Raw genomic sequence first — 17,864 nt, 5'->3', positions numbered from 1 at the left:
CGACTTTGCCGTTTTACATGAATTTGAAGTATTTTGCGCGCCTCGGGCGCCCGCGACAGCTAATGCTGGCCATCCTGCTGGCAGGCGGCGCCATCACGGCATCCGTCGTCGTCGGGATCGCCCGCCTCAACGAACGCGTGGTGCAGGACCATGCGCAGCGCGCCGTCGACGCGACGCTGGTGCAGGTCGACGCCTTGCTGCAGCGCTATCAATACGGGCTGGCCGGCTTGCGCGGCGCCCTGGCGGTGACCGGCCCCGCGCAGATGGACCAGGCCGCGTTCCTGCGCTACAGCCAGTCGCGCAATTACCGGGTGGAGTTTCCCGGCGCGCGCGGGTTCGGCTTCATCCGCCGCGTTGCGCCCGCCGACACCGGGGCGTATATCGCTGCCCAGCGCCGCCGCGGCCGGCCCGATTTTGCGCTGCGCCAGTTCCAGCCGCATGACGGGGACCGCGCCATCATCGAACTGCTCGCGCCGATCGATGCGAACAAAGCCGCGATCGGACTGGACATCGCGTCCGAAGCGGTGCGGCGCGCTGGCGCGGACGCCGCCAGCGCCAGCGGCACGGCGGCGCTGACCGCCCCGCTGACGCTGGTGCAGGACAGCGTCAGGCCGCAGCAAGGTTTCCTGATGCTGCTGCCGGTTTACGACGCCGGCAGGGTGGCCGGCTGGTCGTTTGCACCACTGGCAATCCATGATGTACTGGCGAATTTGCCCGGCAGCTTGCCCGACGGCGCGTTTGCGCTGGCCGACACCGTGCCGGGGCGCGCAGCGTACCGTTTTTATGCCGTCGGCGCCGGCGCACCCGGGTCGGCCAGCGTGCGCCAGGTGCGCCGCGTGGTGGGGCGCGAATGGGTGGCGACGTTCCAGCCGTCGCAGGCCTTCGTCGACCAGTTGCGCCTGCCTTCCTCCTTGCAGGCCGGGCTGGCCGGGGCCGCGTTGACGCTGCTGAGCGCGGCACTCGGCGCGGCCCTGGCCGCCCAGCGCGCGCGCTTGCAACGCTTGCATGCGAACCAGGAACAGCTGGTGGATGATCGTACCGCGCAGCTCGATGCGGCGCGGCGCGACTTGCGCACCATCCTCGACGCGGTGCCGTCGATGATCGGCTACTGGGACGACCAGCAGCGCAACCGGTTTGCTAACCGCAGCTACTGCGCCTTGTTCTGCCAGACGCCGGAGCAACTGGCAGGACGGTCGATGTGCGAGCTGCTCGGCGCTGATTTGTACCTTCTCAACGCGCCCTACGTGGACGCAGTGCTGCGCGGCGAAAGCGCGGTCTTCGAACGGGTTGTGGCCGGCCCCGACGGCAACCCGCGCCACTACCTGGCCAATTACCTGCCCGATAGCGCCCATGGGCGAGTGCAGGGATTCTACGTGCTGATCCACGATGTCAGCGAGGTCGTCGAAAGCCGCCAGGCGCTGGCGTCGGCCTTGCGTGTCAACGATGTGCTGGTGCGCACCATCAATGAACAGATGCTGTATTCGGTGACGGATGCGGAAGGCGTCATCCTCGAGGTGAACGACAATTTTTGCGCGGCGTTCGGTTACGCGCGCGCGGCACTGATCGGCGTCCACTACCGCCTCCTGAGCAGCGGTCAGCACGAGCGCGCGTTCTGGGCCGACATGCGCCAGACCGTCATGGCCGGCCGCACCTGGAACGGTACCGTGTGCAACCGTACCATGGACGGCGCAGAGAAATGGTTCGATACCGTGGTCGCGCCGTATTTCAACGAACATGGCGTGATCGAACGGTATGTCGCCCTGCACACCGAAGTGACGGCGCGCCGCGCGGCCGATAGCGCGCTGCGCCATGTCAGTGCGCTGCTTGGCAACGTGCTGCGGGCGGCGTCGGAGATGTCGGTGATCGCCACCGATGCGCAGGGCCTGATCACGGTCTTCAATACCGGCGCCGAGCGCATGCTCGGGTACGCCGCCGCCGAGCTGGTCGGGCGCAGCACCCCGGCACCGTTCCACGACAGCATGGAGCTGGCCGCCCGCGCAGCCGAACTGCGCGCGCTGACCGGCCAGCCGGTCGAGGGCGTGCGCACCACCATGCTGATGGCCGAGCGCGATGGCGCCGAGGCGCGCGAATGGACCTACGTGCGCAAGGACGGCAGCCGCTTCCCGGTGCTGCTGACCGTGACCACCATCCGCGACGACAGCGGCGCCGTGCTCGGTTTTCTCGCTATCGGCGTCGACATCAGCCAGCGCAAGCGCGATGACGCCATCCTGCACGAATCGATCCACCGCGCCGAACAGGCCAGCATCGCCAAGAGCCAGTTCGTGGCGAACATGAGCCATGAAATCCGCACGCCGATGAATGCCATGCTGGGCATGCTGGAACTGACGCTGCGCACCGAACTGTCCGGGCGCCAGCGCGACTATGTCGAGAAAGCCCGCGGCGCTGGCACGACCTTGCTGGCCTTGCTCAACGACGTACTCGACTTTTCCAAGATCGACGCCGGCAAGCTCGAACTCGACCCCCACGTGTTCGCCGTCGATGCACTGCTGCGCGACCTGGCGACGGTGTTGAGCGGGAATAGTCTCAACCAGCAGGTCGAGCTCCGCTACACTGTCGCCCCCGCGATCCCGGCTTACTTGTATGGCGACCGCCAGCGCATCGGGCAGGTACTGGTCAACCTGGCCGGGAATGCGCTCAAGTTCACCCTTGCCGGCAGCGTGGTGGTGGAGATCGACGTGCTGGCCGCGCACCCTGGCGCCATGACCTTGCGTTTTGCCGTGACCGACACCGGCATCGGCATTGCGGCCAGCCAGCTGGGCATGATCTTCGACGGCTTCACCCAGGCCGAAGCGTCCACCGCGCGCCGCTTCGGCGGCACCGGCCTGGGGCTGGCAATCAGTACCCGCATCGTTGCCCTAATGGGCGGCACGCTGCAGGTCAGCAGCGAGGTCGGGCGCGGCAGCCGTTTCTGGTTCGATATCACGCTCGGTACCGTGGCCGATAGCGCCGCGCCGCCGGCCGCCGTGGCGCCGCTCGCGCTGGCGCAGCGGCCGCGCCGCCTTGCCGGCGTGCGCTTGCTGGTGGTGGAGGACAATGCCCTGAACCGGCAGGTGGCTTTCGAGCTGCTCGGCGCCGAGGGCGCGCTGGTCGAGCTGGCAGAAGGCGGCCAGCAAGGCATCGACATGGCGCTCGACCCGGCGCGCGCCTGGGATGCCGTCATCATGGATGTGCAAATGCCGGACGTCGACGGCCTCGAGGCAACCCGGCGCATCCGCGCCGTCCCCAGGCTCGCGCAGCTGCCCATCATGGCCATGTCCGCGAATGTCGCGCGCGCCGACCGCGACGCCTGCCTCGCGGCAGGCATGGACAGCCATATCGGCAAGCCCTTCGATCTCGACCAGGTGGTGGCGCGCCTGCGCTCACTGATCGGACGCAACGCCGCGCCGCTGGTCGACCTTGCCGGCGCGCTGCCGCGCTTTTTTGACGATGCTGCCTTGTATGCGCGCATGCTGGTCAAATTCGAGCAGGAGAGCGGGCAGCTGTTCGCGCGCCTGGAACTGGAGCAGGCACAGGACAATGCGTGCGCCGAGGCGGCCACGCGCCATGCGCTCAAAGGCATGGCGCTGACGATGGGTGTGGCGCGCCTTGCGCACGCGCTGGCAGCGCCGGCGGGAACCGGCAGCGGCCATGCGACCCTGCGCGCGCTGGCCGCCGCGTCGATTCAGGCGGCGCGCGCCGCACTGGCCGATTGCGTGGACTGATAAACTTACTGGCCGCGCAAGTGCAGGAATTGGCCGACGGTGTGCGCGCCCGGCACCGCCCATGCCATGCCGAAGCCGACCAGTGCGAGCAGCAGCGCCGACAGCGCGAACGGCACGATGGTGCGGCGCACGGCCGTCTGCGTCCAATGGCGCCGCGGCAGGTTGCGCAGGCGCCGGTACAGGCTGGCCGACATGGCGCCGTCGATCATCAGTTCGGCAAACAGGAACGGCGCGCTCGACACCAGCGAGAATGCCAGGAAGACCATCGACAGCGCCACCGCCGCGATGCCAATCAGTGCGAACAGGGGAATCGCCGCTTCCTCGGCATTGGCTGCCGCTTCGATCGCGCCGCTGAACACGTCTGCATCGCAGCCGCCGTGGCCGGGCGACAGGTCGACGTTGCCGGATGGGATATCGCCGATGTCCAGTGTGCGGCGCCAGCGGTGGCGCAGTTTCAGCCATAACCACAATTGCAGCAGCAGCACGATGAACGCGCAGCCGACCGCCAGCGGATAGCGTAGCGCCATGCTCCCGATACCCGCGTGGAGCAGGATGAACGAGGCGAGAAAACCGGCCAGGCCGGTGACCAGCACCAGCACCGCCATTTCGAGGCGCGGATAGCCGTGGTGTAGCAGGCGCCGGCCCACCCTGTTGATTTCACGTTGGCGCGGCATCTGCACTCCTGTCAGGCGTAAAAAAACCCGGCGGCCTCGCGGCTGCCGGGTTGTTGTGTTCAGTGCAGGGCAGACTTAAACAAAGGCTGCCAGCGCCGTTTTCATTTTTTTCAGTGCCGCCACTTCGATCTGGCGAATGCGCTCGGCCGACACGCCGAACTCTTCGGCCAGCGTGTGCAAGGTGGCACCCGAACCGTCGTCGTTCGCCAGCCAGCGCGATTCGACGATGCGGCGCGAGCGCGGGTCGAGTTTTGCCAGCGCCGTTTCCAGGCCTTCGGACTGCAGGCGCGTGACTTGCTCGGCTTCCAGCACCTTGGTCGGCTCCGACAGATCGGACGACAGGTAGGCGATCGGCGAAAACTTGTCGTCTTCGTCGTCGGTTGGCGCTTCCAGGGCGATATCGCGGCCCGACAAGCGGGTTTCCATTTCGATCACTTCTTCGCGCTTCACGTCGAGCAATTTCGCCAGCGCATCGATCTGGGTCGGCGTCATCGCATCCAGGCCCACCTTGTTGCTGCGCAGATTGAAGAACAGCTTGCGCTGTGCTTTCGTCGTCGCCACTTTGACGAGTCGCCAGTTTTTCAGGATGTACTCGTGCATCTCGGCCTTGATCCAGTGCATGGCGTACGACACCAGCCGCACACCCTGGTTCGGGTCGAAACGTTTTACGGCTTTCATCAGGCCGATATTGCCTTCCTGAATCAAATCGGCGTGCGGCAGCCCGTAGCCAAGATAGCCACGTGCAATCGACACGACCAGGCGCAAGTGCGACAGCACCATTTTTTGCGCCGCATCCAGGTCGTTATTTTGTTGCAGGCGCCGGGCCAGCGACATTTCTTCTTCATGCGTCAGCATCGGCAGGCGGTTCACGGCAGAAATATAGGCATCGATATTGCCAAGATTGCCGGTAAAGCCGAGTTCCAGCCCGCGATTGCCGGTCGGAACCAAAGCCATATCTGGGGTAGCCATCGTCATTTTTTATCCTTGTTGAATTCTGTACTGCAGGGTCCGGGTATGTGCTTCACCGGACATTGAGACATAGTTTAGCACTCTCTACTTGGGAGTGCCAATCGCGCACACCTATGGTCGCGATAGCGAATCTGTATGAAAATATCGACTGAAAACCACGACTCTTGAGGGGCAAACCATGCGCGATCTCATAGGGTGGGCTTGATGTGGGATAGGTTCAGGATAGCGCTACCAGTACCACCGCATCTGTTGCATGACGCACGTAATGGCGTCATCGAGCTGCAGAAATCAGGGTACCAGTAACGAGTTAGATTCAGCTTAAATGCGTTAGCTCAAGCGCGCGAGATGGCGTTTCACAGACAGCACGGCGCCGACCAGTCCCAGCGCGGCGCTCAGGGCCAGCAACAAGGCCATGCCGACCGGTTCGATCGGCAGCAGCTGGAATTCGGACGCATACAGCCGCGCAAATTCGGCAATAGCGCCGTTCAGCGGGCGCAGCGCCAGCGTCACGGCGCCCAGCGCCACGGCGCCCGAACACAGGCCCAGCAGCGCGCCACTGTAATAGAAGGGGCGGTGAATGAAGTTGTCGGTCGCCCCGATCAGCTTGGAGATGGCGATCTCGTCGCGCTGGGTCAGCACCTGCAGGCGCACCGTGTTGAACACCACCGCAATGACCACCGTGCCCAGCGTCACGGCCAGGAACAGCAGCGCCAGGCGCAGGATATTCAGGAGCGCGGCCAGGCGCTTGACCCAGGCCGAGTCGACCTGCACTGTCTCGACACCCGGCAAGGCGCGCATGCGCTCGGCCAGCGCGTCCACGCCGCCGGCGGCCGCCGTACTGGCAAAACCGTCCAGCTTCATCACATAACTGTCGGGCAGGGGATTGTCGCCCAGTGTGTCGAGCACGTCGGCCAGGCCGCCCTTGTCCTTGAGCGTGTCGAGCGCCTGCTCGCGCGGCACGAAAACGATCTTCGCCTTGTGCGTGCCGAGGATGGCGCGCAGCTGGGGGGCGAGCGCTTGCGCCTGCTCGCGCGTGGTGTCGGTCTTGGCAAACAGGCTGATTTCCGGATCGACCGACAACTGCTCGGACATCGGGCGCACGTTTTCCAGCAGGGTCAATCCTGCGAAGGGTAATGCCAGCGCAATCGCGACAACCAGGACGTTGAAGGCGAAGCTGCCCGGCGTCTTGCGCACTTGCGCGAGGGCGCGCCCGAGGGCGAAGCGGTGTTGGCGCAACCAGGTATTCATGCGGCGCCCTCCACAATGTGGCCGGCGCCGAGGCGGATGATGCGGGCGGCGCTGTCGAGCACCTGTTCGTCGTGGGTGGAAATCATGCAGGTGACGCCGACGGCGTGAAAGGCGTGCAGGGCGTCGAGCACCTTGTCGGCCGCGGCGCGGTCGAGGTTGGCGGTCGGTTCATCGGCCAGGATGATTTGCGGCCGGTTGACAATGGCGCGGGCAATCGCCACGCGCTGCTGCTCGCCGCCGGACAGTTCCAGCGGCAGCGCTTTGGCGCGCTCGAGCAGGCCGACCTTGTCGAGCGCGGCGCGGGCGCGCTGCTCGGCCTGGACATTCGAGGCGCCGCTCACCAGCAGCGGCAGCATCGTGTTGGCCAGGATGCTGCGGTCATTGAGCAGACGCTGCTGCTGGAAGATCAGGCCCAGGTTGCGGCGCAAGAATGGCACGCTGGCCCGTTTCAGCTTGCCGATGTCCTGGCCATTGACGATCACGCGCCCGCTGCTGGGGCGCTCGATCGCGGCGATCATTTTGAGCAGGGTCGATTTGCCGGCGCCGGACGGGCCGGCCAGGTACACCAGTTCGCCCTTGTCGACATTGAACGAGACGTCCTGTAGTGCGAACGCGTCGCGGGTATAGGACTTGGAGACGCCCTGGAATTCGATCATGGGTTATCCGAGCAGGGCTTCGACGAATTCGTCGGCGCTAAAGGGTTGCAGGTCGTCGACTTTTTCGCCGACGCCGATGAAGTAGACGGGAATCGGGCGCGTGCGTGCGATCGCCGCCAGCACGCCGCCTTTTGCGGTTCCATCGAGCTTGGTGATCACCAGGCCGGTCAGTTGCAGCGCATCGTCGAAGGCTTTCACTTGTGCCAGCGCGTTCTGGCCGGTGTTGCCGTCGATGACCAGCAGGATTTCATGCGGTGCGCCGTCCATCGCTTTGGTGAGCACGCGCTTGATTTTTTTCAGCTCGTCCATCAGGTGCAACTGGGTCGGCAGGCGCCCGGCGGTGTCGATCATGACCACGTCCATGGCGCGCGCTTTACCCGCATGCACCGCATCGAAGGCCACCGCGGCCGGGTCGCCCGATTCCTGCGAAATCACGCTGACGTTATTGCGCTGGCCCCAGACCATCAACTGCTCGCGCGCGGCGGCGCGGAAGGTGTCGCCGGCCGCGAGCAGCACCGACTGCTGGTAGCGCTGCATGTGCTTGGCCAGCTTGCCAATGGTGGTGGTCTTGCCGGCGCCATTCACGCCGGCAATCATCATCACCATCGGTTGATGACGGCCCAGTTCGAGCGGCTTTTCCAGCGGTTTCAACAGATCGCGCAGCAGGACTTTGAGTGCGCCCTTGACGGCGGCGGCGTCGAGAAGCTTGTCTTCCTTGACCTTGCGGCGCAGGTTGGTGAGCAGGAATTCGGTGGCAGGCATGCCGGCATCGGCCATCAACAGCGCCGCTTCCAGCTCCTCGTACAGATCTTCGTCGATTTTCGCGCCGACGAACAGCAGCGACAGGCTGCTCGACGTCTTCGACAGGCCCGATTTCAGGCGCGCCATCCAGGATTGCTTTTTGTCGGCCTCGGAGACGGGACGCTCCGCAGTTTCAGCGATGATCTCGACTTCCTGCAGCGGGGCAGGCGTGGGCGCAGCGGGGGCGAACCACGAGGTCCAGGATTTGGCGGCCGGCGCGGGGGCAATGACCGGGGCCGGCGCTGGTGCTGGTGGTACCGGTACGGTGGCTGGCGGCGCTGGCACGAACGGCGCCGGCGCAACCGGTGCCGGGGTTGGCACAAGCTGCGGCGCGTCGACCGGTGGCGTGACTGGCGGCGGCGTTACAACCGGGGCAGGAGGCGGCGCGGGCGGCGCCAGCGGCGCGGGTTCGATGGCTTCCGGTGGTGCAGGCTCGACGGGATCAGGAGTCGATCCCCCAAAGAGCTTCTTCTTGAAAAAACTGAACATGGATAAGTATTCGGGGCGGGTGCAGCATGGCCTTGCCGGGCGGCGCCGGGCAAGTGGAAAATAGTCGCGCGTATTTTACCAGAGGCCCGGACCCGGGCCGCTCAGTCGCGGCGCGGCGTCCCGTGCCAGCGTGCGATGGCTGTGCCGATATCTTCCAGGGCGATGAAGTGGTGGTCGGCCAGCAGGCGGCGCGCCAGGACGGCGCCGCTGCCGCTGGCCCAGACGGCCACCTTGCCGTCGAAGCGGTTGCGCAGTTCCGCGACGCTGTCGGCAACCACGCGCGTGGCCACCCGGCTGGAAAACGACAGCGCCACGATGTCGCTGCGCAGCGCCTGCGCCGCCGTGACGATGTCGGCCAGCGCGGTTTGCGGGCCCAGCGAGATGCAGTGCGCGCCGGCCAGGGCCAGCAAGGATTCGCTCATTAACAAGCCAACGCTGCTGCGTTCCTGCGGCACCGTGGTCAACAGCACGCGCGGGCGCGTGCTGCGCTCGTCGTCGCGGCTCGACGCGACCAGGATGGCCGGGCGCAGCACGTGCTGGAGCGTCTCGGCGAAGATGCGTTCTTCAAAAGTGGTCACGCTGCCGTCGGCCCAGCCATGGCGCACCGCCGCGCTCAGGGGGACCAGCAGACCCACCACGAAGTCGCGCAGGCCACGCCGTAGCAGCGATTGCGACAGGTAGGCGCGCAGGGCAAACCCCTGGTGACGGCGCAGCAGTGCCATGCAGGCCGCCAGTTCCGGGTCGGACAGGACGGCCGGCGCCAGGGCGATCACCTTGGCGCCCAGTTCGGCCAGTTCGGCGTCGGACAAGGCCATCAACTTGCCGGGACGATGCCCGTGGTCGATCAGGCGCTTGATGCGCGCGAGTCGCTCAACCTGCTCGAGCGGGTAGGTGCGTTCGTCGTTGAAATCGCGCTCTGGCTGGGGAAAACCATAGCGGCGCTCCCACACGCGCAGCGTTTCCTTGGCAACGCCAATGTCCCGCTCGACGTCGCTGATGGTGTGGGAAGCTGGTTTCTGCGCCGGGTTGGACATGGTTCGCTACTAACTGTAAATAAGAGCGAGTCATTCTAAGTCAAAGTACGCTCCAGCGTGGAACAGTTACGTAGGCGTGTGCCTCATCATGGTGCAAGACTATGACCCGGAACTTGCTTTCTTTGCATTATTACGGATGGTGTCCAGGGTGGCGTTCGGCGTGATCAGGTTGCCGTCATAGCGCAACTCGATCACCGCCGGCAGCTCGTGCGCGCGCGTGTGCGCCAGCGCGCGCGCCAGCGCCGGGCCGAACTGGGCGGTCGTTTCGACCACTTCGCCATGCGCGCCATACGCCTGCGCCAGGGCGGCGAAGTCGGGGTTGTGCAGGCCGGTGCCAGAGACGCGGCCCGGATAATGGCGCTCCTGGTGCATGCGGATGGTGCCGAACATGCCGTTGTTGAAGACGATGATGATCACGCCAGCCTGGTACTGGACCGCGGTGGCCAGTTCCTGCCCTGTCATCATGAATTCGCCGTCGCCGGCAAACGTGACCACCGTGCGCGCCGGGTCGACGATTTTTGCCGCCACGCCGGCCGGCACGCCATAGCCCATCGCGCCGCTGGTGGGCGCGAGCTGGGTGCGCATCCCGCCATACGAATAGAAGCGGTGCGCCCAGGTGGCGTAGTTGCCGGCGCCATTCGTGATGATGGTGTCATGCGGCGCCTGCGTCATCAGTTCCTGCACCAGTTGCCACAGGTCGAGCGGGGCCGCGCCGTCCGCGAAAATCGGCGGGCGTTGCTGGAACGTGGCCAGTTCGGCCTTCGCCTGCGCGACCGACCCAAGCCACGCGCCGGCGTCGACCGGGGTCATGGCCGCCAGCATCGCCAGTGCCTGTGCGGGCCCGCTGTTGATCATCAGGTCGGCCTGGTACACGCTGCCCAGTTCCTCGGCGTCGGCGTGGATGTGGACCAGGCGCTGGCGCGGCACCGGCGCGTCGAACAGCGTATAGCCGCTGGTGGTCATTTCGCCCAGGCGCGGTCCGATGGCGATCACCAGGTCGGCGTCGCGGATGCGCGCCGCCAGTGCCGGATTGATGCCGATGCCGACGTCGCCGGCGTAATGCGGATGCGCGTTGTCGAGCAAATCCTGGAAGCGGAAGGCGCAGCCGACCGGCAGTGCGTTGGCCGTGGCAAACGTGGCCAGGTCGCGGCAGGCTTGCGCATTCCAGGCGCCGCCGCCGACGATCACGAACGGTTTTTTCGCCTGCGCCAGCATGTTGCGCAAGCTGGCGATCTGCGCCGCCGCGGGCGCCGCCTGCACCGCCTGATAGCGGCGCGCGTCGGCCACCTGGGCGACGCTGGTGAGCATGTCTTCCGGCAGGGCCAGCACCACCGGGCCGGGGCGGCCGCTGGTGGCGACCTGGAAGGCACGCGCGATGTATTCCGGCAGGCGTTCGGCGCGGTCGACCTGCGCCACCCACTTGGCCATCTGCCCGAACATGCGGCGGTAATCGATTTCCTGGAATGCTTCGCGGTCGATAAAATCGCCGCCCACCTGGCCGATGAACAGGATCATCGGGGTCGAATCCTGGAACGCCGTGTGCACGCCGATCGACGCATTGGTGGCGCCCGGCCCGCGCGTGACAAAACAGATGCCGGGCTGGCCGGTGAGCTTGCCGTAAGCCTCGGCCATGAACGCGGCGCCGCCTTCCTGGCGGTTGACGATGAAGCGGATGCTCGACTCGTGCAGCGCATCGAGTACATCGAGATAACTCTCGCCTGGCACACCGAAGGCGATGTCGACGCCGTGAACCTTGAGGGCGTCGACCAGGATCTGGCCGCCGGTGCGGGAGGGGTGGGTCATGGCGGCTGCCTCATTAATGGATGGGATCGACGCATTCTATGTGAGCGTTGCGAGCGCCGCTTTTGAAATGGCGACATGGATTTTCACAATCGTCAATGCGTTTATATCGGTTGTTGTAAGAGATTGACGATCTGGTAAATGTACAGGAAGTCACATGCTTTATATTTCAATTTTTTCAACAATGCAATATATTGAGCCGCGTTGCGCCTATGCAACTGGCTGCTTGATTGTTGGCGCCAGTTAAAAACTAGAAATTTCACGAGGATTTAGAAGATGCACATGTTTAAAACAGGTTTGATCGTTCTCGGCGCCATTGCACTCGCCGGCTGTGCAACTGAAACATCGCGTTCACTGGAAGTGGCAAAAGTCGAGTCCGCAGCAACACCATATCGCGGGGCCAAAACGCTGGTGGCGGTAGGTAAATTCGAAAACCGGTCGACCTTCATGCGCGGCATTTTCACCGATGGCATCGATCGTCTCGGTGGTCAGGCCAAGTCGACACTGATCGCGCACTTGCAACAGTCCCAGCGTTTCAATGTGCTCGACCGGGACAATTTGCAGGAAGGTCAGCAGGAAGCACAGTTCAAGGCAAAAGCGCAATCAATTCGTGGCGCAGATTACCTGGTGACCGGCGATATTTCCGAGTTCGGCCGCAAGGACGTGGGCGATCATCAGTTGTTTGGCTTGCTGGGTCGGGGCAAATCGCAAATCGCTTACGCCAAGATCACCCTCAATATTGTGAACAGCCTGACCTCCGAGGTGGTGTATTCCGCCCGCGGCGCTGGGGAGTTCGAATTGTCGAACCGCGAAATCGTTGGTTTCGGCGGCACCGCCGGTTATGACGCGACGCTCAATGGCAAGGTACTCGACCTTGCCATGCGCGAGGCGGTCAACAACCTGGTGAAGGGTCTGGACGGCGGACAGTGGACGCCGCCATCGCCGACCGGTCAACGAGGTGCGCCATGACGTCCGCTGGTTCACGCCTGGTATTGATCGCCGCCCTGGCCCTGGCGGGATGCGCGACGGCGCCGCCGCAGATGTACCACTGGCCCGATTACCAGCGCAATGTGTATGACTACATGAAGGGCGATACGGCCAATCCGGGCGAACAGCTGCAACGTATGTCGAAGCAGGCCGATGCCGCACGTGCAGCGGCGCGCCCGCTTCCGCCAGGATTCCGTGCCCACGTTGCCATGCTGGAGATTCAGCTCGGCCAGTATGACGAGGCGAAGAAAGATTTTGAGGCCGAAAAAATGGCCTTCCCTGAATCGACGCAGTATATGGATTTTCTGCTGAAACAAATGAGCGAGAAAAAATCATGAGCTTGAAATCCTGGATGGCAACGCGGGAAGCCAGCGGCCGTATACGGCTGGCAGTGATGGTGCCTGTCATCGTGTTGTTGACGGCCTGCGCAGCGCCCAAAGTGCCTTTTGATTACACGGCGTTCAAGCAAAGCCGCCCGACATCGATCGTGGTTCTGCCGCCCGTAAATGAAACACCGGAGGTCAAGGCGACGATGAGCGTGATGACATCGACAGTCTATCCACTGGCCGAAGCGGGCTACTACGTGCTTCCTGTCAGTACGGTTGCGGAAACCTTCAGGCAGAACGGCATGACCCAACCGGAAGATATTCACGCGCTGCCAGTGACGAAGCTGCGCGAGATCTTCGGCGCGGATGCTGCGCTGTACATGCATGTGAAGCGCTACGGAACGACCTATATGGTCATCAGCAGCGAAACGACGGTGGTCGTTGAGGCAAAACTGGTCGATCTGCGCTCCGGCGCGACCTTGTGGACCGGTACGGCCAGTGCGTCGTCGGCCGAGCAAAGCAGTGGTGGTGGGGGGCTCGCTGCCATGCTTGTGACAGCAGTGGTCAATCAGATCGTCAACACCACGGCCGATGCCGGATTTAACTATGCAGGCGTTGCCAATCAGCGCCTCCTCGGCGCACCTGCGTTCAACGGCATGCTGTACGGCCCGCGTTCAGCAAACTATCAGAAAGACTGATGGTCGGCTGGATTCGATAAGCGGCGCCTGCGGGCGCCGTTTTTCGTGTGCGGCCAGCATGGACGCACTCTTGCGGGTGCAGGTCCCGCCGCGAGATGACCACAGTGCGCCCAGCGAAGCGCAACTGCGAGCCGATGACAAGAATCGGATAAGAGCGGTCGCCTGACAGAGCGAGTGGGCACGAAGCAGCCTAGCTCTTGTGGTCAACGCGAAGTGACGCCGATCAGGATCAGGCATGCCGTCCAGATCAGCGGGGCGCTGTCTGCCTGGAGCGGGCTTGCGGGGACGCACATGAACATCTCCTTGCAGTGTGCACGAGCCGCCAGGACGCCTGATGCCCGCGAGGAGGCTCCACCGCGATTAAATATTGAGCCTTGCCGTATTATGGAATACCATTTGGATGTCGCAATCTAACCAAATGGGTTTCAGCATGGCCACAACGAGTGAAATGAATGTGCCGCTCCGGAGTCGGCCGGCAGAAAAGGGCGTCGTGGAGCGTACGCAACCCGCTGCACGCAAGATGCATATTCTGTGGGCCAAACAAATCGGGCCGGCCGGAAGTGTTGGAAAAACCGCGCTGTTTCAGCTGAGGGCGCTGGTGGAGCGGGTGCGCGAGGCGCCCGGCGTTCAGCTGTACGACGCGGTGGAAGCCGGGGTGCCAACCGACGTCGTCAAGCTGATTGCCAAGGCCACCGGCGAACCGGCTTCCGTGATCATGGGCTTGGCTGGTGTGTCGCAGACGACCTTTGTGCGCAACGAAGCGGCCAACAGGCCGTTGCCTGACGTTGCCGGGCATCGCATCATGGCCTACTTGCGCCTGCTGGCCACCTTGCGCAGGATGCTGGACGAGAGCGGTGACCCGGAGCAGATGAAAACATTTGATCTGGAAGGTTGGTTTGCGCGCTGGGTCCATGAAACGCTGCCTGAACTGGGGAACAAAACGCCGGCCGACATGTTACGCAATCCCGAAGGCCAGCGCGCGGTTGAGCAAGTACTGGAGCGTATGCGCGGCGGGCTGGCAGCATGACGGTCAGCCTGTGGCGCATCGCCTCGGACACCACCAGCTACACAGCCGAAGACATGGCCGGCAAGGGAGCCGCCAGCGGCGGGTCGCGCTGGAACCACGCCGGCGAGCACGTGACCTACGCTGCGACATCGATTTCTCTGGCGGCCTGGGAAACCCGCGCCCACTTCGCAAAAGGGATGCTGCTGCCGTGGAACCGTATTCTGGTGCGCATCGACGTGCCGGACGCGCTGTGGGCGGCGCGCGTGGTGACGCCCCGTCCTTTGCCGGTCGGCTGGAATGTCGTTCCCGAAGGCATGATCTCTCGTTCGATTGGCTCAGCCTGGTTGGCGGGCGGTGCTTCAGCACTGCTGGTGGTGCCGTCGGTAATCATCAACGAGGAAGACAATGTGTTGATCAATCCGGCCCATTCCGACGCGGCCTTGATCACGACCGGACGCGTTCGGCAATTCGTCTACGACCATCGCGTCTAAGTCTGGCCGGGTTTGGTGCTAAAACGCACTATAGCGGTTACAATGTTCGGGTGAAGCAGGCCAGACAGTCGCTGGCTGGCGTGTAATGCGTCGGCGGGAGGAAGGTCCGGACTCCATAGAGCAGGGTGACGGTTAACGGCCGTCCGCCGAAAGCACCGGCGCAAGCTGGTGTACAAGGCGAGGAATAGGGCCACAGAGACGAGCGTATTTAGTTACGGTGAAACGCGGTAACCTCCACCTGGAGCAATCCCAAATAGGCACGCGTTGAGGCGGCTCGCGGAGCGTGCGGGTAGGGAGCTTGAGCGCAGGAGTAATTTTGCGCCTAGAGGAATGGCTGTCATAGCGGTGTTGCGAGACACTGCCGTAACAAAATCCGGCCTATCGGCCTGCTTCACACTTATATTCACACAGGCAGCGGGCATACGCTGCTTGCCGTCAGCTGCATAGCCGGCGCATGCAAAAGTCATCTCCAGCGGCCTGTTCGGGCAGTGGTCCGCCCGCGCGGATCACGGAATGACGGTACCGGCACATTCGATCCAAATTAAACGTTTTCATGCAATCTTCTAGAATATTGCATGTTTCCAGTCCCTCGCACACGTTTTCATGCAAGACTAGGTCTCTTCTAAACGTTTTGGTGCAGACATGAAGGCGGAATCGAACGATCGGCCGGTTGGGTATGCGTGGCTTGTCAAAACCTGCTCGCTCGCCACGATGCCACTATCGCACGCGTCGTCGATCGGCGCCCGCGCCCGCCTCGATACGGCACAGCCCGGGGTAGTGCTGAAAGTGTTTCAGCCCAATTACTGGCCGGGTGAGGACGTTTTCGATCATCTCGTTTTCGCGCTCAAGTACGATGACCTCAACCTGGATATCCTGCGCCAGACCTTCGGCAAACTTGGCGCAGGGCGCATGGTGCAATACGTCGCCCTCCAGCCGAATGGCAAGTACGCGCGCCAGCTCGGTTACTTGTTTGAATTTCTGATGGGCGTGCAACTCGACCTGCCCGTGGCGATCGGCGGCCCCTATGTGGACCTGCTCGATCCTGGCAGGTACGTGGTGGCCGTGCGACCGGCAAAAAGCGTGCGCTGGCATATCAATGACAACCTGCTCGGGACCGCGCGGTTTTGTCCGATGGTGCGCAAGGTGCCCGCAGTGGCAGCGTTGCTCGATGCCGATTTCGGATCGCGCCTGCAAGCCTTCAAGGCCACGGTGGAGCCGGCATTGTTTCAGCGCGCAGTCGATTACCTGTATTTCAAGGAAACCAGGTCTTCGTACGACATCGAGCGTGAAACGCCGACGCCGGATCGGGAGCAGCGTTTTGTGCGCGCACTGCGCGATGCCGGCAAGGCCGCACTAGGTGACGTGCTGTCGGAACCGTGGCTGAGCGGTTTGCAGAACCTCATCGTGGAGCCGCGTTATGCGCAGCACGGCTACCGCGACTGGCAGAACTATGTCGGCGAATCGATGCCCGGCAGGTCCCCCATCGTGCATTACGTCTGCCCGCCGGGTGCCATGGTCGCCGACCTGATGGCCGGACTGTTCGACTGTGCCAGCAAAACCCAGGGCGTGCACCCTGTCGTACGCGCCGCATTGATAGCGTTTGGCCTGGTGTTCATCCACCCGTTTGAAGATGGCAATGGCCGCATCCACCGTTACCTGATCCACGATGTACTCGGTCGCGACGGGGTGGTCCCGGATGGCATGGTATTGCCGGTATCGGCCTGGATGCTGCATCATCCGCAAGACTACGACCGTGCCCTCGAAGCGTTTTCCAGGCCGCTGCGCGCCGTGGTCCGGATCGCCATGGATGACGACGAGCAGTTGACGGTGACGAACCCGGATCAAGCGGAAGGAAGCTGGCGCTACCCCGACCTGACGGCGCAGGTGGCCTATCTGCTGCACGCGGTGGAACAAACCATCAGCACTGAACTTGTTTCAGAGATCTTGTTCATCCGTGCTTACGACCTGGTCAAAGTGTCGATCCGCGACATCGTCGACATGCCGAATGCGCGGCTCGACCTGATCATCAAGCTGCTGTACCAAAATAAGGGCGCGCTTGCCAAAGCCAGGCGCGCGCTGTTCAGGGAAATCAGCGACGATGAATTGGCCCGCATCGAGTTGGCTTATCAAGAAGCATTCGAGGCGCTCGCCGGCATGGCGACCTCTCAGTCCATAAAAACTGACTTTCCGTAACAAATCCCCGGCCCGTTGCGGCCAAACGACCCATCCATTGTATTTATTGTCACGCAGAAAGTACGCATGCGGCTTGAATAGCTGAGACTGCACTTTCACTGTCAACGCTAAGTGCCTGACTTTGCGCGGGATTTTAACTTGACCCAGCTTCAACGAAGAGCGCTAAGTCATTGACTTCATTAGAAAATTTCGATTTTGCCATGCATGAATTCCCTTGACCCGCCAGATGGACTCATCTAAAGTGGGAAACAGTGTGAAAAAGTGTCGAAATGTGGGATGAAATCGGTTGTTCCCCCGTTAAAGCTCCTACAATTAACTATTCCAGGTCAGGTCAAAACCCGTGTTTCAAGGCGCGTCAGCACTCAATCTCGATGCGAAAGGCAGGATGTCGATCCCCGCCAAGCACCGTGACGCCCTCGGAATCGAATGCGAAGGACGCCTGACACTGACCCGCGACCCCGCCGGTTGCCTGCTGTTCTTCCCCCGCGCCGTGTGGGAAACCCAGCGCGAGAAGATTGTCGCATGGCCGATCGCGGCCCGTGCGTGGCAACGTATTTATCTCGGTAACGCCTGCGATGTCGACATGGACGGCGCCGGGCGCGTCCTGATTTCGCCTGAACTGCGCGCTGCGGTGGGGCTGGAGCGTGAAGTGATGATGCTCGGTATGGGCACCCACTTCGAGATCTGGGATGCCACCCGCCTCGCTGCCAGCGAGCAGCAAGCCATTGCCGGCGGCATGCCGGATGTTCTTTCCAATTTTTCTTTCTGAG

The 17,864-nt window shown here is 63.3% G+C and carries 15 protein-coding genes and 1 other RNA gene; 9 read left to right on the top strand and 7 right to left on the bottom strand.

The window, feature by feature from the left end:
• Nucleotides 1-17 precede the first annotated feature (17 nt).
• Nucleotides 18-3,722: a PAS domain S-box protein gene (locus V6M87_RS04015; RefSeq protein WP_332848449.1), complete on the top strand. Its 3,705-nt coding sequence runs from the start codon at nt 18-20 to the stop codon at nt 3,720-3,722.
• Nucleotides 3,723-3,727: 5 nt separating this feature from the next.
• Here the strand turns inward: V6M87_RS04015 and V6M87_RS04010 are convergent, their stop codons facing one another.
• From V6M87_RS04010 to V6M87_RS03980, 7 genes are all read right to left on the bottom strand, one after another.
• Nucleotides 3,728-4,396: a hypothetical protein gene (locus tag V6M87_RS04010; protein ID WP_332848448.1), complete on the bottom strand. Its 669-nt coding sequence runs from the start codon at nt 4,394-4,396 to the stop codon at nt 3,728-3,730.
• Between the two features lie 75 nt (nt 4,397-4,471).
• On the bottom strand, nt 4,472-5,371 hold the full coding sequence (gene rpoH / locus V6M87_RS04005) for an RNA polymerase sigma factor RpoH (protein ID WP_332848447.1): 900 nt from the start codon (nt 5,369-5,371) through the stop codon (nt 4,472-4,474).
• A gap of 321 nt (nt 5,372-5,692) precedes the next feature.
• On the bottom strand, nt 5,693-6,613 hold the full coding sequence (ftsX, locus tag V6M87_RS04000; RefSeq protein ID WP_332848446.1) for a permease-like cell division protein FtsX: 921 nt from the start codon (nt 6,611-6,613) through the stop codon (nt 5,693-5,695).
• Nucleotides 6,610-7,269 carry a cell division ATP-binding protein FtsE gene (locus tag V6M87_RS03995; protein ID WP_332848445.1) on the bottom strand — a complete coding sequence of 220 codons (660 nt, stop codon included), beginning with the start codon at nt 7,267-7,269 and terminating at the stop codon, nt 6,610-6,612. Before V6M87_RS03995 ends, ftsX begins: the two co-directional genes overlap by 4 nt.
• 3 nt (nt 7,270-7,272) lie before the next feature.
• Nucleotides 7,273-8,559, bottom strand: a complete 1,287-nt coding sequence (gene ftsY, locus V6M87_RS03990; RefSeq protein WP_332848444.1) for a signal recognition particle-docking protein FtsY — start codon at nt 8,557-8,559, stop codon at nt 7,273-7,275.
• Nucleotides 8,560-8,660: 101 nt separating this feature from the next.
• Nucleotides 8,661-9,593, bottom strand: coding sequence for a MerR family transcriptional regulator (locus tag V6M87_RS03985; RefSeq protein WP_332848443.1), 933 nt, complete (start codon nt 9,591-9,593; stop codon nt 8,661-8,663).
• A 99-nt stretch (nt 9,594-9,692) separates the two neighbouring features.
• A complete protein-coding gene (locus tag V6M87_RS03980) occupies nt 9,693-11,396 on the bottom strand; it encodes a thiamine pyrophosphate-binding protein (RefSeq protein WP_332848442.1) in 1,704 nt (567 codons plus the stop codon).
• A 273-nt stretch (nt 11,397-11,669) separates the two neighbouring features.
• Here V6M87_RS03980 and V6M87_RS03975 point away from each other — a divergent pair, with 273 nt between their 5' ends.
• From V6M87_RS03975 to mraZ, 8 genes are all read left to right on the top strand, one after another.
• Complete coding sequence (locus V6M87_RS03975) at nt 11,670-12,362, top strand: CsgG/HfaB family protein (protein ID WP_442920549.1); 693 nt, start codon at nt 11,670-11,672, stop codon at nt 12,360-12,362.
• A complete protein-coding gene (locus V6M87_RS03970; protein WP_332848441.1) occupies nt 12,320-12,718 on the top strand; it encodes a DUF4810 domain-containing protein in 399 nt (132 codons plus the stop codon). The genes V6M87_RS03975 and V6M87_RS03970 overlap by 43 nt, the downstream gene beginning before the upstream one ends.
• Entirely contained in the window at nt 12,715-13,404 is a 690-nt protein-coding gene (locus V6M87_RS03965) for a DUF799 domain-containing protein (RefSeq protein WP_332848440.1), read from the top strand. The genes V6M87_RS03970 and V6M87_RS03965 overlap by 4 nt, the downstream gene beginning before the upstream one ends.
• 400 nt (nt 13,405-13,804) lie before the next feature.
• Nucleotides 13,805-14,431, top strand: coding sequence for an antitoxin Xre/MbcA/ParS toxin-binding domain-containing protein (locus tag V6M87_RS03960; RefSeq protein WP_332848439.1), 627 nt, complete (start codon nt 13,805-13,807; stop codon nt 14,429-14,431).
• Nucleotides 14,428-14,901 (top strand): RES family NAD+ phosphorylase, encoded by a 474-nt coding sequence (locus V6M87_RS03955; protein WP_332848438.1) that lies wholly within the window; start codon nt 14,428-14,430, stop codon nt 14,899-14,901. The genes V6M87_RS03960 and V6M87_RS03955 overlap by 4 nt, the downstream gene beginning before the upstream one ends.
• A gap of 52 nt (nt 14,902-14,953) precedes the next feature.
• Nucleotides 14,954-15,298, top strand: an RNA gene (gene rnpB / locus V6M87_RS03950) — RNase P RNA component class A.
• Between the two features lie 245 nt (nt 15,299-15,543).
• Nucleotides 15,544-17,094, top strand: a complete 1,551-nt coding sequence (locus V6M87_RS03945) for a Fic family protein (protein ID WP_332848437.1) — start codon at nt 15,544-15,546, stop codon at nt 17,092-17,094.
• Between the two features lie 340 nt (nt 17,095-17,434).
• Nucleotides 17,435-17,863, top strand: coding sequence for a division/cell wall cluster transcriptional repressor MraZ (gene mraZ, locus V6M87_RS03940; protein WP_332848436.1), 429 nt, complete (start codon nt 17,435-17,437; stop codon nt 17,861-17,863).
• The last annotated feature ends 1 nt before the right edge of the window (nt 17,864 follow it).

Source organism: Massilia sp. S19_KUP03_FR1 (genome assembly GCF_036688685.1).
In the GTDB taxonomy this organism is placed as follows: Bacteria; Pseudomonadota; Gammaproteobacteria; order Burkholderiales; family Burkholderiaceae_D; genus JALYUM01.
This window is presented reverse-complemented; position numbering and strand designations above follow the sequence as displayed.